Source organism: Ktedonobacter sp. SOSP1-85 (assembly GCF_016587415.1).
Taxonomy (GTDB): domain Bacteria; phylum Chloroflexota; class Ktedonobacteria; order Ktedonobacterales; family Ktedonobacteraceae; genus Ktedonobacter.
In genome coordinates, this window is sequence record NZ_BNJI01000001.1 from 2,346,387 (window position 1) to 2,363,505 (window position 17,119).

Sequence of the window (17,119 nt, forward strand, 5' to 3'; positions counted from 1 at the left end):
GTGGTGGCATGGGGTTTTCCGCATAAGCCTTCAGTCCACACAATTGCGCCCTTTAGTATTACTGTTATTACTGGGCTGAAATTGGGCTTTCAAACGACTCACCATCTGCTTCTGGCGTAAATTCTCCACTATCCCCGCATCGGGAAGTTGTCCCAGGTTCAAGCGCGAAGTCAACGAGGGCGTCAGATTCAGCAAGCGATCCTGCTGTTGCTCTTCTTGCCTGTGTTGCCAATGCGCCAAGATACGTTCAAGAAACAGGGCGCACTCTACCGGATGGCGAACCGCGAAGATCTCCGACCTGGGCCAATGCTCCGCCGTAAAAGCAATTGCTTCATACACACGCGAAATATGCAACACCTGCGCATAGGCCAGAACAATCTGGTTTTTACGCCCAAAATAGATCAGGCGCTCACTGGTCAGCACCAACTTGCCATGGTCTCTCGGCATATAGCGCTTACCGCTCATCGAGGGGCGCTCCTGCCCACAAAGCATGGCATCAGTTATATAATGCGCCTCTTCACCAGGCAAGAGAGGCATAGGAATTTCAACGATAGGCAGGTGCTCAGACTCAAGCTGCGTCAGGACCCGGCTTATATCAAACCCATAGGTATGGCGCATACGCTCAAGCAAGAAACGGCGCTGGCGACGCTCGCGCTGCTCCTGGTAACGCCGTGCCCAGCGTGGTATCTCGCCTGGTTCGGCCACTGAGCAACGACGGATGGGGGAAATGTCGTTGTCCAGATTTACCTCGGCATCAAGAGGCGTAGGTTCCAGGGCCGGTTGAGGGGAAGACCTGAGCGAGGATGGACGAGGATGCCTCGGCTGCGAACGGCGCCGCTCAGTTCGCGCGTCCACTACGCAGACATCATTCCCGGTATGCAAACGCAGCCAGTGATGCAAGTACGCGACCAGGCGCTCAGCTACTTCGACATCTGGCATGCCGCGTAACACAATTTTCTTCTCTTGAAAACACAGCTCCACGCGTGCTGAGGGCACGCCAAATAAATGATGATACTGAGGGCGCACGCTTTTCAAGCGCGTCAGCTTGTAGGCCTTACCATTCACATCCAGGTACTCAGGGTAGAGCCTGACATGATGACCCAACCCAAATGCACTCTCCACCATTGGCTCCAGTGGCATCGCACTCCTCCTCTCCACCTCAGGAGGATACTACGTGTATCCCCCTAGATATTCATTATACAGAACGAGAGGAGAATGTGCGTGTAACAACCATTAAAGCATCTAAAGACACTTATCTAAAAATAGGTCTCTCAGAGCTTTGAAATGGGCAAGCCCCTACTTTCTTCGCCGCTTGTTCAACAGCAAGTGCCAGGCCATGCCCCGCAACGCGGGCTGCATGCGCCGAGTCTCTGCCGAGGCATCAGGAGACGGAACGCTGGAGCGTGGCCCCCAACGATCCCGCACGAAAAGCTCGGTCAGGCGCCACAAGGGAGCAACCTGTCCAGGCGCCTGCTGGCTCAGCATTCCGCTATATTCATACGGCGTCTGCCACGGGCGTGGTGCAAAGCCAAACTTACTCGCCAGCCAGCAAAAGCGCCAGTAGGTGCTCGCGATAAAAGTACTATTCGCATAGAGACCTCGCCACCAGGAAGTGAACAGCGCCAGGCCAAACATAACCACCGCGATCAGCAACGCCAGCAGGGCTATATTCAGCAATACGGCATCGCTTATCCCACCTGCCCATTGTACACCCGTACCGCCTGTCGCCGTATCTGGTGGTGGCGTTGGCTGATGATGCGTCAACGGAGTATTCTTCGCAGTAGCAGTGCTCGTTGGAGTGGGCTTTTGCGCCGGTTGCGTTGGCGTCACTGTAGGTGTTGGTTTGGCGGGTGAGGTTGTAGAATAGCCCGGCGTGGGCTCGAAATTGACCCAGCCCAGATTGGGAAAATAGGCCTGCACCCAACTATGAGCATCCTGTCCATCGACAATCCAGGCCTTGCGCTGCTCATCAAAATGGCCGCTACTAAACCCATTGGCCATACGCGTTGGAATGTGCAACATGCGCGCCATCACAATCATGGCGCTGGCATAGTAAGTACAATAGCCCCGTTTATTCTGTAGCAACCAATCAACCACATTCGCGCTACTGACGATATCTGGATTACTTACAGAATAGGTAAACTGAGTCTGATCGCTAAGATGCTGCTCCAGCGCCTTGAGTGCCTCATAGGTCGTAGACGTATTCCCCACCCATTGTTTGACTTGAGCCAACACACGAGGCGAGTAATCCTTCTCATCGATTTGCGTGTAGCTGCCTTTGATAATGTCATAATTGGTATCCGCATTCCAGAAAGCCGGGTCGTGCTCGGGAAGAGGAACTGTGGCGAGAAGATCTGGATCGTGTGGTGGAAGCTGAGAGATCACAGTGTATGCCTCGCCCTTCTGCAAGGGATTCTGTTGCATCCAGGTATTCGCCGTCACGTCATAAGAGATAGCCGTTGACACATCAAAGCGCACAGGCTGCTCTGGAGCAAAGATATACGCAGGTCCTCCCGGTGGCTGCGTCAGTATCACCCGGGTAGTGATCTGGTCATCACTACCCTGAGGTACATCAGATTGCAGCATGGCATTCGGCTCAAAATACTGCGTAGCGTTCTGATCTAATGAACTCTTCCAGCTCAGATGGCCATCGAAGTCATTGAATGTAAAGCCAAGCAGATATTGAGGTTTCTGATTAGAGCTGGTATATGAAAGAACCTCGCCCCTGGGCAGGTTCACCTGGCCGGTAATATGCAAACGCTTATCAAAGAAATTCGACGGCGTGCCATTAAACAGGCTGGAAGGATCACGCCAGGAGAAACGGCCATTCACCAGGTTGTTCCACCCATTATCCAGGTGGTCCCAGAATACCACGCCACTCTGCGCCTGCTGCGCAAAGGGCAAGAAGCTGCTAAGTAGAAGCGTACAGAGCGTAAAACCACAGGTTACCTGCATACAGCGCCAGGTCATACTGCGCAACCAGGAGCGATCAGTATACAGGCCATCACGCCTCCATTGCGCGACCTGGGCCGCCAGGTGCACACGCGCCACCAGCAGCATCAGAGCGCCGCCCAGTATACAGACCAGGTAGGGCGCATCTTGTTTTACATAGTTGAGGTTTACCAGCAGAATCGCGCTATAGATCAAGGCCACAAGCCAGGGTAAACGCGCGCGATAGACAAGCCAGCAGCCAAAGTAGCCCAGAAAAAAGGTCAGGAAGGTCAGGTAAAAGAAGAAGAGTGCCTCCGCCAATCCAGGCGGAAGGTCCAGCAGCGAACCAGTAAAGACGGAACGCAAGCCATTCAGCACAAGCGTGATAGACACATGATAGGCGGCAAAACTCGTCAACCATAAAGCGAACCAGAAACCCAGCAGGCAGGTCCCCAGGTGAAAGAGACTTTGCGGACCCTTTGGTAACTTCGCAATGATCAAGCCGAGCACCATGCCCAGCAAGCCTCCCCAGGGAAACAATGTATCATGTCCCACCCACTTTGCGGCCTGCATCGACGCAATCACACAATATAATGCTACGCCTAAACAGATGAGGGGTAACCAACCCTCCAGGGGCGCAAGCACCAGCGAGGGACGAGCCTTCTGTCCATTCGCCGCTGGCGGAGGCGTTTTGGGTGTTCCGCGAGAACGGGAAAAACCTGGAGTGGCTGAATAGGTGGGGAGAGAAGTTATTGACTGCGGCACATGCCGAGCTGCTCCATCAAACGGCTTCACTGGCATTGGAGATGAACGCTTTGGATCGACTACGCTTGGCCTCATCAATGCTCCCTTATCACTTTACAGTAGCAACATATGGTACGCGCTGATACAAAACATTTTAAGCAATATAGAATTATATAACACAAGAAGTGTTTTTGCCACATTCATCTGGGCCTGCCTTGCAATCATATCCCTCTATATATAAATGTCGCAAATTAGCCGCTAAAAGTCACGCATTGCACCTATTTTTGCTATTTCATGAGATATTTTACTGCATGGACGTGTTCTTCTTTCCAAAGAAGAGGAGCAGAAGGCTGGGGGCCAGAAGGAGACAGAAACCACCAAAGACAAAAGAGGCTGCAAGGTTCACACTAGATTGCAGCCAGCCTGCAATCGTTGGGCCAATGCTAAAGCCAATACTCCAGGTCACGGCGTAGCAGCCGGCGAGAATTGCGCGCTGGCGGTCTGAGACCTGCTCCATGGCGAAGGCGGCATAGACAGGCTCAATCAAGGTGCGCAGAAATGAGCGTGCATACTCGCCCGTAATCGCCAACGGCAGCGTAGGCGCAAAGCCAATCAAGACCATCAAAGGAGCGCTGATATACTGCACCGAGGTCACCAGGCGCAACTTACTCCAGCGTTTGACAAAGAGCGGCGCCGTTAACGAGAAGATTCCACCAGCCAGGCCCGAGATCGTAAAGATGATGCCCAGGGTACCAGGTAAGAGCTGGAAGCGCAGCACAAAATAGAGCTGGATCAGGGCAACAACCGCCCCCTCGCCCATAGTAAAGACCAGGTCGGGCAGAAGCAATTTCACGAAGAGCCAGGTAGAGGATTGTTCAGCTCGAACGTCTCTCACCTCATTGGCCTGCTCACTGGCAGCCTCGCGTGATGTTGCCTTGTCGAGACCCCTTGGCTCTTGCAGCAGCCAGAGCGGCAGACCGAAGACAAAGGTAAACAGGGCAGCGCTAAAAACGCCCCAGCGCAGTGGAATAGTCGAACCAGCCGAGACATGCAGCAGGCCCGCCACAAACTCAGGAATCGCTCCACCCAGGAGATTACCCAGCGCCCCAATTCCCAGCAAGAGAAAGCTATTGAGTGCCAGCACACCTACCCGCTGCTCCTGGGTGGTGCTCTCCGATAGCAACGGCAGGTTCGTCACCCAATAGGCAGTCGAGACCAGTCCCTGAATCAGGTTGGCGACCAGTAACAGCGGCGCCGACGTCACCAGAGCACAGAGCGCTAGCATCAACGGCGTCAGGAAGGCCGTCAGCAGCAGAACCGGCTTACGCCCTATACGATTGACGAGCATACCCGTAGGCACCGCCGCAATACAGGCCCCAACGGCGGGCATGGCGCTAAAAACGCCGATAAAGTCTGGCTGATAGCCCAGGCTATGCACATAATAGTTGAGTGTGAGAGCCGCGATACTGAGTTGAAAGCCTTTTCCCGTGGTAAATAGCAGCAATAAATAGACATTGCGTGGCAAGCGCCAGAAGGAAGAAACCGCAACACGTCTTTGTGTTACTTTGTCTCCTTGTACACGAGGTTCTGAGGAATTCGACACCGAAGGCATGTGAACATTACTCCTGAATAAGTAGATACATGCCCATACCTTAACATAGGCTAGCGGAAGAGGGCAATGGTCAAATGGCCAGGAAAACTCTTTAAGCATTTATTAAGCAAATAAAGGATTTTTAGATAAAACCTGAGAATCATTAGACTTTGTATTGCTGACTTGATTTATGCAAACATTTCTATTATTATAGAAACACAAGCAACGATACTAGAATTTGTGGATAACGCAAGAGCAGTATCGCGCCATTGCTTGAAACAGGTATTCTTGATATTGCGTTTAAAAAGCAAGTTGTTTATCCAGGTATCCATTTTCCGTTGATAAGTGCCTCTCGAAAACCTGAGCGCGCTAGCGCTAGCCGCGAGAGCGGCGTTGGTTTTCGTATAAGGAGTAAGAGTGAAGGAGGAGAATCGCATGCTTACATTTGCGACGTTTATCCTTGGAGCTACTCTCAATCCCGGCGGTATTATTGGCTGGATTGTCGTGGGTCTGATCGCAGGCTTCCTCGCCAGCCTCGTCATGCGTGGTAGTGGCTATGGCATCCTTGGAGACCTGATCGTTGGTCTCGTTGGCGCTCTCATTGGTGGCTTCATTGCCAATCTGCTGATCCCAGGCGGAAACTTTGGCCTGATTGGCAGTCTGATTGTTGCCTTTATTGGCGCCTGCATTCTCATTGCCATCCTGCACGCCGTTGGGCGTGGGCGCACACGTTCTACGCTCTAGCAAGTAGCACATCACAGGCCTCTCATGTCCTGGGAAGATAAGTAGAAATTTGTAACCAGGACACTGCCTTTTCAAGAGAAGTGGATGCCGCCAGATTAGGCGGCATCTACTTCTCTTTTTCTTCTCCTCACCCATTCCTCACACCAGCATATAACTTTCATGCTCTCAGCAACGTATATCATGGCAGAGTATTACCATTAGCAACCTGACTGTTCCACGCTGAGAGGAGCGTTCATCTTTTATGATTACGATTCATCCCGGCAATGTCTATGCCATTCTCCAGCCCGGTGATATTATCGCCTGGCTTCTCGTTGGCCTCATCTCAGGCTACATCGCCAGCATCCTGGTACGAGGGCGCGGCTTTGGCTGCCTTGGAGATATAGTGATTGGACTCATTGGTTCGTTTATCGGAGGAATGATCGCTAATTACCTAAACATCAGCGGCAACTTCCACTTCTGCGGCACCATTGTGATCTCGGTCATTGGCGCCGTCATTCTCCTCACCATTATTAAACTCCTCTTTGGCGACCGTTGACCAGGGAGCATCTTGATGTCTGCATGCAAAAGAAGGAGCCAGGTTAAAACCTGGCTCCTTCTTTTGCATGCAGACATCAAGAACACGTTTAATCATGCGTCACAGCCTCGACAGGAATAGGTTCTGAGGGCGATACTTGACCAGGATGGACCTGCTCCGCGCGTAAGAGGCTTACTCCCAACTCAGACTGCACACTGAGCGAGCTTCCCAGCGTCTCCTGCTGCCCCTCGGGAGTCGTCAGCACCCACATGACTTCGGCAGCGACATGGCGTGCCGGCAGGTTCATGGGCTGGATATGCTCAAGCACGCGGGCCGCGACGGCGCTCACAATCGGCGTAGCGAAGGAGGTACCAGACCAGTAGGCCCAACCATTGGCGTTGGGAGCCGGATACTCTGGCATGGGTGGATTCTTACCCTCGAAGGCGGGATAGCTCTGTGAGCTATAGAGGCCAATCAATGCATCCACCTCGTCGCGCTGTATATCTCTCCGCGTGGGAATACCGCCGCCATAGGTCGCGATACCGTTTCGCTGCGCTGGCAGCTTGGGATAGTTGCTATAGCGCGCCGCCTCGCCATCGCGATCTACCGCCCCGACGGCAAGGACCTCAGGGAAGGCCGCCGGGTAACGTGGACCAATACGTCCCGCCAGCTCTGGCGTGTTTGAATCATTGCCAGCCGCAGCCACGATCACCGCGCCACATTCGCTCAGACGCTGAATAGCCCGTTGCAATGGAGCGCGCAGGGTCGCCAAGTCATAGGCCATGCTCAGGGTATTCTGGCCATATGCGTTGCCTGAGGAGGCATGCCAATAGGTAAAGAGGTTTTCATCCGAGGGCGTCATGACCAGGCTCAGATTGATTACCACAGGCTTATTAAAGAGGTCTCCCTGCTGGCCCGTCCGGGGATCGATGCGGGACATGCGCCCATGAATCCACTCCAGCATGTTAATCAGGGTATAGCAATCACCCGCGCCAAAGTCGTTCAGCACACGTATATACTCGATATCAGCCTCGGGCGCAAGCTCACGCACAATCCCTGTCACAAAGAGCCCATGATCAGGCATACCAAAGGCATACTGCTTCCCATTGAGGTCCCGGCCCACCACCATCTGGTTCTCGGCATTCTCTTGTAGGAGGGAGCAAAGCGGCTGATAGGAGAACTTAATGAAGGGAGACTGCTCGCGGTTCATCTGCTCAGCCACCATCTGTAAGAGTTTGTTATTTCCGCCAGCACGCTGAGCCGCCTCAGTAATAGCATTCGTTGTCGCATCGGGATTCGTAGGCAACTCAGGCATGGTATCCAGGACAAAGACCGTCACCCCTTTCCCATTCTTCGTGGCAATAGGAGAGTCTTTCAGGTCTGGCAGGGTAGTGTCCCAGGCACCAGTATGCTGTCCATCGCTTGCTGGAAGCGGCAAGGGAGGCAGGGCAGGACCACCATGAATAAGGCAGTCTATCGGTGCCGCACCACCCACCCAGTTTGGGGCAGCTGCTACCAGGGGCAGGCCAAGATCCTGACGAAGCGTCTCCAGGTTGTGATTGATCAGATTTACAACCTGGCGAGCATATGACAGGTCATATCCGGCGGCCAGCATATCCTGCATCGGATACTCAGCCTTGATGTCATCCACTGTAAAAAAGCCGACAACGGTCACACCACTCCCATCTGGTGTCTTAAAGCGACAATGACAGCTAGAATGCGACAACCACTCATTTAAAGCAATCGGCGTGGCCTGATTTTGCTGGGCCTCGGACGCCTCCTGCCCATCCACTGACGTCACATCTGAGAGATAAGGGGAGAGTTGAAAACCACGTCTCTGGAGAAACAGGTTGAGATCCTCGATGCCAAGAGAGCCAGATACGCTCTTATCGTCTAGCTGCCGCCCATCTTCAACGTGAAAGGTCAGGGTCACATGCTTCTCTACCCAAAGCATCTTGGCGGCACTCCACCAGGGTTCGCGCATATTCATCGATGATGCCGACACAGACTACCTCCTGGGATGATGGTCTACAAGGTGGTCTACAAATACCACAGCATACATATTCCTATCTATTAGATAGACGCTATAACTACATCTTTTTAGGCTCAAGTATTTATTTCTCCGCGCAACTTCTTGGTTACTTGCGGGCTGAGAGGCTGCATATCCCCCACCAGGCGAAAGGCGGCCCAGAAGTAGGGATGGCTATAGCGCGCATCTACGTGTTTGAGCATAGCTTGTTGCGCAAGGCGTAGCGCCTCCACCTTGCTCTCTCCCCGAAGTAAATGTTGATAGAACGCCTGCATTAAGAAGCTAGTCGAGGCGTCTTCAACCGGCCAGATACTCATCACCAGCGAACGTGCTCCCGCGGCTAAAAAGGCTCGGCCCAATCCCAGTTGCTCATCCCCACCACCACTCAGTGCCAGACCGGTCTCGCACCCACTCAGGGTCACCAGTTCACAGCCTTGCAGGTTCAGCGAGAAAGCATCAATAGCATTGAGATAGCCATCCGCCAATACAATGGAAGAGAAGTTTGGAGCATCCAGGCGACTGTGACCATGCGTCGCCAGGTGGATAAGGGGGCAGCCCTGTGTCTCGGTTTGCAGATGTTCAATGGTGGCCTCTTCTTCAAGCTGACACGTTCCGTGGAGCAATTCAGCAATAGACCTGGCCTCCTCCAGAGCCGAAGGGAGATTGCTATGACCGGAACATCCCATCACCAGGGCTGTAGAGATCTCATGCTCGTTCAATTGCCGCATATTCTGGAGATCGAGTAATAGACTGCTTGCGGGCAAATAATTGATTTGGAAATCCTCGATTAAAAAACGCGAACCATCATAGAGGGCATGGAAGGGAAGTTGATGCAGAACACCATAAGGTACAATTGTTAGCACTTCGGTTGTGTCAGTGATGTACTCCGCCACGGGGGCAATGAGCAGGCGGTGCAATTTCTTCAACAAACCGCGAATGATCTGCTGTGGAGGATGCAGGGCATCTGGCCAGCCTCCTGGCTGTAAATGAGCATGTAGAAGCAGTAAATACTGTTCCAGTTGCGGGATTATACCTGGCTGCTTGTAGACAGAAAAGTCCTGCGCGCTAATGATAAAAATAACCAGCGTGTCTTGAAAAATATAATACGTCAGCAACGTCTGACCTGGCTGTAATGCCTGTTGCAACTGCTGTACATTCAGGCCTGAGGGCGTACGCACACGCTTGCGATACCCCGTGACGGACGGAGCCAGGGCGCTATCGGAACGCAACAAATGTAGCCATTCAAAGAGTTCAGCGATTTTGGCTTCGCACTGCTTTACCGTGGATTCGACCTCCTCGCGATTGATCGCGACCACTAGGTCTTCGTCTCGCGTCGCCAGCAAGGCGCTGTATTCATGATACTTTTTCTGCCAGAGCGAGAGCTCATACTCGCGTTGCAAGAGCGAAGCACCTTTCGCTCGTCTCACCTCATCAAGTTCCCTGGCATCATTTTCCTCGCTGGCCCCTGGCTCCGCAAGCATTGGCTTTCCCTGTGTAGCTCGCAAATATTGGCGCAAAGCAATTGAGCGTGCACGCTCCAGGTAATGAAAAGCCCGTTCAGCATGACCATCCTGAAGTTGCAGGCCAATTATATCCTCATATACTTCCCAGGCAGTTCGCAGAAAGGTAGGTGAGAGATCATATACCAGGTCTCTCAAGAGATGCTCAATACGCCCAATAGCGCTCAAGAAGAACCTGTTGGCGTGCTGCATATCCCCTTGTAACATCGCCATACGCCCAAGGAGATGTTGGCCTCGATACACACTATCCTGTAAGTTGGCAAGCGTAGCATTTTTGACCAGTTGCCGGCAGAGCTCCTGCGTCTGTGTTAGGTTAACCTGATAGGCCTCTTCCTGGCCTATTTGCACCAGGCCAATCGCGGCCTCGACCATGACAAGTTGCGCCTGTATCAGAAGCGCAATCAGACCCTGAGCGTTATAGTATGTGCTAACGTGGGTGGCCAGTTCATACGCCTTACCATAGACTTGCTGCCTGTTATAAATTTCGGCACGGCACAGTTGCGTCACAGCAGTCAGATAATCATAGCCTTGCGAAATGGTTTCTGCTTCTCCGAGAGGCTCTAAAGCTTCTTGTAAGTCACCCGTAGCAATAAGGATATTGGCATAGCCATGGAGGCTATCAATCCTCTCCATTCGACTCTCTAGCTTTTCCGTTACCTCGACCGCCTGTGCTCCTATGTGATGTGCATCATCTAGCCGATTCAATTTAAGGAAGCACATCGCCATTTGCAACAGCAGACGAGCCAGAATCTGAGGATTCCCAACTTTGTGTTGCATATATATGTTGCGAGCATCATAATAATGCCTTAACGCTGAACCATAGTATCCTTGCACAAAGATGTTCTTGGCGATATTCATTTCGCTTGAGACAACAGCAATAATATCTCCAAGATCCTGAAAATTTTGTTGTGACTTCCGCAACAAGCTCGATGACTCCTCAAATGCACCGATCAAAGCAAGATTCGTGGCTTTGTTATGTTGCGCAAGCGCAATTGAGCGCCGAAGATAGCTCTCATCAAATTTCTTCAAGAGTGGATAGGTAGCTAATACGCGGTCATAAAGCTTGAGGGCTTGCTGGTAACGTCCAGCATATTTACATATAACGGCTGTATTAATATCAATGGCACAAGCCCAATAATATTCATCCAGGCGCATAAAGGTCTCACGTGCACGCGTAGCAACTTGCAAAGCCTGCTCAATATCCCCTAACCAGGCACATGAAACAATCCAGACAATGCGACTTCTAGCCCAGTTCAGCTCATCACCTAACGCTTGAAATACTTCTCCGCCTTCGTCCAGACGTTTCAGCGCAGCCTGGTGGTACCCTTGACTTGCCAATATGCCGCCACGGGCGGTCATTCCCAGGGCATATGAGGCTGTATGGCTAGTATGCTGGCCATAAAATATCAGGAGATCGGCCAGTTTGAGGGCCAGCGCGGGCTGGGCATACATCAACTTGAGCGATGCTTCGCGCAGGCGAGGACCAAAGATAGCAGGTTCACCCAGTTCAGCGCTGTGTTCCTGGAGAAAACGCTTCCCTGCGTCGAGATCCAATGCTTGCAAGCGCTGTAGGAATGGCTCCAGGTCCATGGATTCTTTTACCATGTGCGACCCCATTAGCTGCGTTCGATCTTCAATCCCTCGATGACGACTTCATTCTCCGGTAACTGCACGACCAGTGTATAGTTTCCCACTGGAACGGGTTTAAAGACAATATTACCTAGATCATCGATTTTTGTGGATATAAGCGGAGGCTCTTTTTCCCAGCTAGTGCTAAGCATAATTTCCGGTTGTATGTCGCCAGGCTCTTGCAAGTGATTGATGATAGGATAGAGGCGTGCATCGACTCCTTCGAATGCCTCTATGCTCTCATCGGGATCGGCGCAGGAGAAAAGCCCGAGCATCATGAGATCGCCATTGCTGGCGCGTGAGAGGTGAAGCGAGATATTGAGTGTGCCTGCGCGATACTGGCGTGGCCAGGGCGTCTCAGCGACCTCTCCACGCGTCACTAGTTGTGGCTGCCAGGGAACAAGCGTGGCGACTATGCGCTCCGCCGCCCGGCGCAATACGCCAAGAGGCTGCCTACTCTCAGCGGGAAAGGCTTCGAAGGACTGCAATACCCGGCGAATCTCGCGTACGTCTTGTGCACATAAAGGGCAAAATGCAAGATGCCCACTTATGGTCATGACTTCGTCAGGGGAGAGATAATGAGCACAAAAGAGATTTAAGGTCGTAGCATCGGGACACTGACTACGATACAGAGAATTAAGAAGAAAATTGTTTGTCTGTCTATAGCGCTCCAACCGCTCTCGACACTGCGCGCATCCGGCGAGATGACATGCCGCCTCTGTCGAGAGAGGGACATCATCTAACGCCAGACTGAGCAATGCATCATCTTCTGGAGCCATAATATGCGAACAATTTTTCATCATTAAGATCGTACTTCCTCCTTATCATCCCTGACATAGAAGCAAGCACGTCTCCTTTCTTGCTATGTATAGTGACACATACATGTGGGAATGGCAAAAACCCACATCTATTTTATTTTCTGCTTGCCTTCTCAAACTGTTATCGCTTTGTAAACGTTCCATATGCCATTTTTAGCGCCTCCTTTTTCTATCTCCTTCCCCTGGGGATAGAAAGGGGAAATTTTTGTGGGGAACTGGTTTCTTATTCCGCTCACCAACCCCCATTCGGGGGCGCAGCGGCACTTTCGCGCCTAGCCTATCGGCTCAGGTGAGCGGGAAGGAAGCCCACGCCCCGGCAGGAGGGAGACCCTCCTGCACCTCCCCTAGTCGCGTACGCCAGTCGCACGCTACTGGCACGCCACACCTGCTAGTGCTCGTTGTAGCTCATGCGCCAGCGAATTTTGTCTGAGTTGCGCAGAATACGCTCCATGATATTGCGTTTCAGGCGATAAATTTCGTCTTCACCACTGAACTCACCGGGACAATAGTGGATAATCTCACGCGGCTTTAAGTTACAATGGAAGTGTAGATAGGCGACACGCTGCTCTTTTTCGCCGGGCAGGATGGTTTTGATAATCTCCCAGAGCTCATTTTCGTGATAACGATCTTCTACAAATGGCTCCTCATGCCCTCCCTGGCCATAATCTGGTAGAGGCTCGATATGAGAGCGCGAAAAGGCCCGCAGCGTATCCATAATGGCACAGTTGAGGCACAGGTGCAAATAGCTTAACGCACCACCCAGGGTCGAGAAGCGCAGCTTCTGATCGCTGACCGCCTGCCAGAAACGCCGAAAGGTATCATCAATATAACTCTGCTCGCTTTCGTGCCGCAGCGCGGCTTCACGATTGGGATGCCGTCCCATCCAGAGGCGAATATTATCGCTAAACAGGCGCTGCAAGACCAGCCAGGCCTGCTCATCCTGGTTTACCACGGCCCGCCGCAGAATTTCTAAGCTGTACTGGTCGTTGCTTGGCTCCTTACGCCGATAGCGGGCCATCTCCTGGTTACAACATGTTACAAGCTCCGCCAGGGTCATTTCTACAGGTGGTTTCTCCATCTTAATCCCCATCACGCTTTCCTAACTTCCTCTTCAGCGTGGGCTGAAGTTACTGTAACCTGCATATCACCGTTTTCGTCTTATACCTCTGCTTTATGCGCTTCGATTGTCACACGAACCTGACGCATCTCCCACACTGCGACTTCCTGCCTCTATGGCAAAACTACCATTAAATATTTAACCTGCTTTTATCTCAATATTAAAGTCATAATTTTTTTATAAACCAAAAGGATTACCTTTTATTATAACCATTTTTACGGCGGGACAGTTACAAAAAGAATATCCTTAGATTAGAGAATTACTATGCAAAAGTCAAGAAGCTTCGACTTGTCTCCCATCTTAGATTACGTTGGCGTCCTGGTAAGAGCATCTAATCTCTTTCTTTATTTTTCTTGTCACAACACTGGAAAACAGGTATACTGTACTTATAAGAGTACTCATAAAGCGTGCTTCTTACAATGGTTTAGCTAACCAAAAGAGAGTCAGATACTTCACATCCTTTAGTGGAGGCTTGTGCGAAACAAAATGAATTCATGTATTGTACTTGCCATTGATACTGATCTCTCTCCTACAACTCTGCACGCGCTCACTTCGATCAGTGCGTTCTTAGAGCAGTCGGCTCCTACTGTCCGCCTTCTCCTTCTCCATGTGATCCCCCTTACCCAGGTCGTTTCAGCACAACCGGGTATGTATGTGGGGCAGGTCTTTCCAGGGACGGCGACTACTGCTCAACGCGAACATGCCCAGGCCGTCCTCTATAAAGCACGTCTCTTACTGGCCCAACAGGGCATCAGCATGGAACGTACGGAGGGAGTGGTCCGTGAAGGACTGCCGGCCGATGAAATTACGCGAGCGGCCCGCGAGCTACACGCCAGTTTTATCGTCGTTGGGCGCCATGAAGATGCGCTCAAGCATAAAATCCGCCGCTTCCTGCTAGGGAGCACTTCACAGCGCATCTTACAACTGGCCTCCTGTCCCGTGTATATCGCGGTTCTGCCTCCACCCGCCAAAGCCAGCGACCTATCCTCCTGGTATATGGAGGCCATCAAAGGCTATCTGGACGAACATCCCTCTTCCCTGAGCGTCTTCACCCCCGAGCAGGCCGCCCGGCGCTTTGCGCCCCCAGGAAAAAGTAAAATCGGGCGCCAGGAGGTCAAAGCGGCCTCCCGCGCCCTGGAAGATCTCGCCACCGGTGGGCTTCTTTGTCGCCATGAGATCAAAGGCGAGCTACGCTATGTGAATGATTAGAGAAGTTGTTCGAGAGCCTCAGGCGTGGTGACGGGTGCCTGGCAGGCGAAATTCTGGCAGACATAGGCCGTGGCCTTCCCCTCTTGCATCGTGCGTTCGGCTAATAATGGAACGGCGTGTATGGCCTCCTCGTCATCGGGGCGTGCACAGGCCAGAACGCTATTAGGCAGGTAGCGCGTGTTCACTACGTTCAGTAGCGCCTGCGTATCCGCCGCCTCAGGACTCCCCAATAGGGCGATTTCGCGGGCCGTAGTGAGCGAGAAATCGAGCGCCCCCAGGGCCTGGCCAAAGAACTGCGGGTGCTGTACCATGACGTCCGCAAGCGACTGGAGATAGGCTTCAGCGCGCTCACGATAGGCGTCCTCGCCACTGAGCGCCGCCAGGCGCAGGAGGACATCGGCGGCGACACTATTCCCGGAGGGCGTGGCATTATCCATAATGTCCTTGGGGCGCGTCACCAGCTCTTCGTGATCGCTCCCCGTGTCAAAGAAGCCTCCATTCTGCTCATCGGCAAAGAGCGCAAGCGCCTGGTCCATCAACGTCCGCGCCTCGACAAACCAGCGCGGATCAAAGCTGGCCTGGTAGAGCGCGAGCAGGCCATCAGCCAGGAAGGCGTAGTCTTCGAGATAGCCTTTCAAGCGTGCACGCCCATCTTTATAGGTGCGTAGCAAGCGCCCATCCTGACGTAGCGAGCGCAGCAGAAAATTGGCATTATTGATCGCAATCTGCAAGTAGTCACCGCGTCCCAGGTGGCGTGCCGCCTCAGCAAAGCTACGCAGCATCAACCCGTTCCACGAGGTCAGAATCTTCTCATCGCGACCCGGTTTCACCCGTAGCTCACGGGCCTTGAAGAGCTGCTCACGTCCAGACTTCACGATCTGCTCCACCTCGGCCACGCTCAGTGTCAGCTCTTTGGCTAATTGCTCCACCTCGACGTTGATATGGAGAATATTTTTGCCCTCAAAATTGCCACGGGCGCTGATGTCGTAGTAGCGCATGAAGATCGCGGCATCTGGGGCATTCAAGAGCGCCTCGACTTCAGCGGGCTGCCAGAGAAAGAACTTCCCTTCCACGCCTTCGCTGTCGGCGTCCTGAGTGGAATAGAAGCCGCCTTCTGGCGAGACCATCTCGCGCGCGACATAGTCCAACGTTTCTTCAACAATACGGCGATAGAAGGGCTTGCCCGTGACCAGGTAAGCCGCCAGGTAGGCGCGGCTCAGGAGGGCATTATCATAGAGCATCTTCTCAAAATGAGGTACCAGCCACTCCGCGTCGACCGAGTAGCGATGGAAACCACCCCCTAGTTGATCGTACATGCCGCCCTTTGCCATGTGCTCCAGCGAGCTCTCGACCATTCCCAACTCAGTCAGATTTCCAGGCAGCTGGCCTGGGCTCAGTTCCTGCTTGCTGCGATGCAGGTACACACGCAAGAGAAACTCCAAGGCCATCGAATGGGGGAACTTGGGGGCGCCACCAAAACCACCATGCTGGGCATCAAAATCATTGGCCAGGGCCTGGCTGGCCACCGCTAGCAGGTCGAGCTGAGGTAAGCCCTGCGTGGCATTCTCCCGGCGGCGTAGGGGCATGCCCTCACGCTGGCGTAAGAATTGCGCCAGTTCATCGGCCTGCTCCTCAATCTTCTCGCGCTCCTGGGCATAAAGCTGCGCCAGGCTAAGCAGAACCCGGCGAAAGCCAGGCATCACATGCTGCCCATAATGACGGTCATCTGGCGGGAAGTAGGTACCACCATAGAATGGGCGCCCATCGGGAGTCAGGAAGACGGTCATCGGCCAGCCGCCCTGCTGTGTCATAGCCTGGACCGCCTGCATATAGATGTTATCGATATCTGGACGCTCTTCTCGGTCGACCTTGATTGAGACAAAATGCTGGTTCATTAGCGCCGCAATCGCGGGATTCTCAAAAGACTCGCGCTCCATGACGTGGCACCAGTGGCAGGCTGAATACCCCACACTTAAGAGAATTGGCTTGTCCTCCTGGCGCGCCTTCTGCAAGGCCTCTTCCCCCCAGGGATACCAATCCACAGGATTGTGCGCGTGCTGCAAGAGATACGGACTGGTCTCATGGGCCAGGCGATTCGTATGCTGTGACTCTCTATGTTGCTGCTCGCCCTGCGGCGAACGCGGTGTTTCGCTCATCTGCTCTTTCCTCTCTTCTGCTGCTAAACGAGGTTCATCCTACTTTTTACTGCTGTGCCTTCTTTGTGCCTCTCCTCATCCCGTTCATTGTACGACATTCGTCCTTATCTCAGCTCG

At 52.9% G+C, this 17,119-nt stretch carries 11 protein-coding genes; 3 read left to right on the top strand and 8 right to left on the bottom strand.

The annotated features are described in order from the left end of the window. Nucleotides 1-30: 30 nt before the first annotated feature. The 3 genes from KTE_RS09810 to KTE_RS09820 all read right to left on the bottom strand — a co-directional run bounded on the left by KTE_RS09810 (nucleotide 31) and on the right by KTE_RS09820 (nucleotide 5,386). A complete protein-coding gene (locus KTE_RS09810) occupies nucleotides 31-1,140 on the bottom strand; it encodes a hypothetical protein (protein WP_201380594.1) in 1,110 nt (369 codons plus the stop codon). 156 nt (nucleotides 1,141-1,296) lie between these two features. Beyond that, nucleotides 1,297-3,696, bottom strand: a complete 2,400-nt coding sequence (locus KTE_RS09815; RefSeq protein WP_201380596.1) for a transglutaminase domain-containing protein — start codon at nucleotides 3,694-3,696, stop codon at nucleotides 1,297-1,299. Nucleotides 3,697-3,979: 283 nt separating this feature from the next. Beyond that, entirely contained in the window at nucleotides 3,980-5,386 is a 1,407-nt protein-coding gene (locus KTE_RS09820) for an MFS transporter (RefSeq protein WP_255552850.1), read from the bottom strand. Between the two features lie 315 nt (nucleotides 5,387-5,701). Between KTE_RS09820 and KTE_RS09825 the strand changes: the two genes are divergently transcribed. Both KTE_RS09825 and KTE_RS09830 read left to right on the top strand, forming a co-directional pair. After that, a complete protein-coding gene (locus tag KTE_RS09825; RefSeq protein ID WP_201380600.1) occupies nucleotides 5,702-6,010 on the top strand; it encodes a GlsB/YeaQ/YmgE family stress response membrane protein in 309 nt (102 codons plus the stop codon). A 241-nt stretch (nucleotides 6,011-6,251) separates the two neighbouring features. Then, on the top strand, nucleotides 6,252-6,545 hold the full coding sequence (locus tag KTE_RS09830) for a GlsB/YeaQ/YmgE family stress response membrane protein (RefSeq protein ID WP_201370884.1): 294 nt from the start codon (nucleotides 6,252-6,254) through the stop codon (nucleotides 6,543-6,545). A gap of 88 nt (nucleotides 6,546-6,633) precedes the next feature. Here the strand turns inward: KTE_RS09830 and KTE_RS09835 are convergent, their stop codons facing one another. From KTE_RS09835 to KTE_RS09850, 4 genes are all read right to left on the bottom strand, one after another. Continuing rightward, nucleotides 6,634-8,529 (bottom strand): S8 family serine peptidase, encoded by a 1,896-nt coding sequence (locus KTE_RS09835; RefSeq protein WP_201380602.1) that lies wholly within the window; start codon nucleotides 8,527-8,529, stop codon nucleotides 6,634-6,636. A 101-nt stretch (nucleotides 8,530-8,630) separates the two neighbouring features. Next, nucleotides 8,631-11,678 (bottom strand): CHAT domain-containing protein, encoded by a 3,048-nt coding sequence (locus KTE_RS09840; protein WP_201380603.1) that lies wholly within the window; start codon nucleotides 11,676-11,678, stop codon nucleotides 8,631-8,633. Nucleotides 11,679-11,689: 11 nt separating this feature from the next. After that, complete coding sequence (locus tag KTE_RS09845; RefSeq protein ID WP_201380604.1) at nucleotides 11,690-12,505, bottom strand: hypothetical protein; 816 nt, start codon at nucleotides 12,503-12,505, stop codon at nucleotides 11,690-11,692. Between the two features lie 403 nt (nucleotides 12,506-12,908). Next, nucleotides 12,909-13,598 (bottom strand): hypothetical protein, encoded by a 690-nt coding sequence (locus KTE_RS09850; protein WP_201380605.1) that lies wholly within the window; start codon nucleotides 13,596-13,598, stop codon nucleotides 12,909-12,911. 525 nt (nucleotides 13,599-14,123) lie between these two features. On the opposite strand from KTE_RS09850, the gene KTE_RS09855 reads away from it, so the two are divergent. Continuing rightward, nucleotides 14,124-14,846 carry a universal stress protein gene (locus tag KTE_RS09855; RefSeq protein ID WP_201380606.1) on the top strand — a complete coding sequence of 241 codons (723 nt, stop codon included), beginning with the start codon at nucleotides 14,124-14,126 and terminating at the stop codon, nucleotides 14,844-14,846. Here the strand turns inward: KTE_RS09855 and KTE_RS09860 are convergent. Continuing rightward, the gene (locus KTE_RS09860; protein WP_201380607.1) at nucleotides 14,843-17,002 is read right to left on the bottom strand and encodes a thioredoxin domain-containing protein; all 2,160 of its coding nucleotides are present in this window, start codon (nucleotides 17,000-17,002) and stop codon (nucleotides 14,843-14,845) included. The genes KTE_RS09855 and KTE_RS09860 overlap by 4 nt on opposite strands. Nucleotides 17,003-17,119: the final 117 nt, after the last annotated feature.

What these genes read in the sequence shown, in the direction of transcription:
- KTE_RS09810 (WP_201380594.1), bottom strand. Translation starts at nt 1,140, where the DNA reads ATGCCACTGGAGCCAATGGTGGAGAGTGCATTTGGGTTGGGTCATCAT.
- KTE_RS09830 (WP_201370884.1), top strand. Translation starts at nt 6,252, where the DNA reads ATGATTACGATTCATCCCGGCAATGTCTATGCCATTCTCCAGCCCGGT.
- KTE_RS09860 (WP_201380607.1), bottom strand. Translation starts at nt 17,002, where the DNA reads ATGAGCGAAACACCGCGTTCGCCGCAGGGCGAGCAGCAACATAGAGAG.
- KTE_RS09855 (WP_201380606.1), top strand. Translation starts at nt 14,124, where the DNA reads ATGAATTCATGTATTGTACTTGCCATTGATACTGATCTCTCTCCTACA.
- KTE_RS09820 (WP_255552850.1), bottom strand. Translation starts at nt 5,386, where the DNA reads ATGCTTAAAGAGTTTTCCTGGCCATTTGACCATTGCCCTCTTCCGCTA.
- KTE_RS09845 (WP_201380604.1), bottom strand. Translation starts at nt 12,505, where the DNA reads ATGATGAAAAATTGTTCGCATATTATGGCTCCAGAAGATGATGCATTG.
- KTE_RS09840 (WP_201380603.1), bottom strand. Translation starts at nt 11,678, where the DNA reads ATGGTAAAAGAATCCATGGACCTGGAGCCATTCCTACAGCGCTTGCAA.
- KTE_RS09825 (WP_201380600.1), top strand. Translation starts at nt 5,702, where the DNA reads ATGCTTACATTTGCGACGTTTATCCTTGGAGCTACTCTCAATCCCGGC.
- KTE_RS09850 (WP_201380605.1), bottom strand. Translation starts at nt 13,598, where the DNA reads ATGGAGAAACCACCTGTAGAAATGACCCTGGCGGAGCTTGTAACATGT.